Genomic DNA, 932 nt, shown 5'->3' with positions numbered 1-932 from the left:
TTTTTTTTTCGAAACCCCGTAAATAGGCGCTCTATAAGCCCGAGAGGTGAAGTGAAGAGCCTGCGGGAAGGGAGTCCGAGGGGCTCATACTACCGAGGAACGTAGGACAACACAACCTGCGGGAGGGAAGGAGCCCTGCTTTGTTCATGTTTCTTAAGGAGGTACGAGTCAGTGAATGCCAAGAGGCTAACGACACCAAAGGAAAACATTCAACAACTCCAAGAGAAGCTAGGTCATGCGGCCAAGGATAACAAGAAGCGTAGATTCCATGCGCTCTATGACAAGGTCTACCGGATGGACATCCTGTGGGAAGCGTGGAGGAGAGTACGAGCCAACAAAGGGTCGGCTGGAATCGACGGGGAGACCCTTGCGGACATCGAAAAGCAAGGGGAGTACATCTTCCTGCACGAATGCCATCGAATCCTCAAAGAAGGCAAGTATCACCCTCAGCCAGTAAGACGACATTACATTCCAAAGATAGATGGAAAGCCAAGGCCGCTAGGCATACCTACAATCCGGGACCGGGTCATACAGATGGCGACGAAAATGGTAATGGAACCAATCTTTGAAGCGGATTTTCAAGAATCCTCGTTTGGATTCAGACCGAAGCGAAGTGCTAAGCAAGCGCTGGACCGAATCCGAAAAGCATGCAACCGCAAAGGCAATTGGGTGGTCGACGTCGACATCCAAGGTTACTTCGACAACATCAATCAAGAGAAGCTCATGAAGCTGGTGGAAATGCGAATCAGTGACAGACGTATCTTGAAGCTGGTACGGAAGTGGCTGAAGGCGGGAGTCATGGAAGAAGGAACGGTTCGACGATCAGACTTAGGAACGCCGCAAGGGAGACCTCCGAAAAAATCAGTATTCAACGCCAATCTAACCCTAACTCCTGTCCCTAATACACATCTCCAACCCAACGGTACTAAGGG

At 50.3% G+C, this 932-nt stretch carries 1 protein-coding gene; it reads left to right on the top strand.

All coding sequences use genetic code 11. The annotated features are described in order from the left end of the window. Window positions 1–171: 171 nt before the first annotated feature. On the top strand, window positions 172–932 hold a 761-nt coding region (locus tag CF651_RS28665), incomplete at its 3' end, for a reverse transcriptase domain-containing protein (protein ID WP_245856197.1).

This window comes from Paenibacillus rigui (assembly GCF_002234615.1).
Taxonomy (GTDB): Bacteria; Bacillota; Bacilli; order Paenibacillales; family NBRC-103111; genus Paenibacillus_S; species Paenibacillus_S rigui.
Note: the sequence above shows the minus strand (reverse complement) of the source record. Positions and strands in the feature narration are given on the sequence as shown.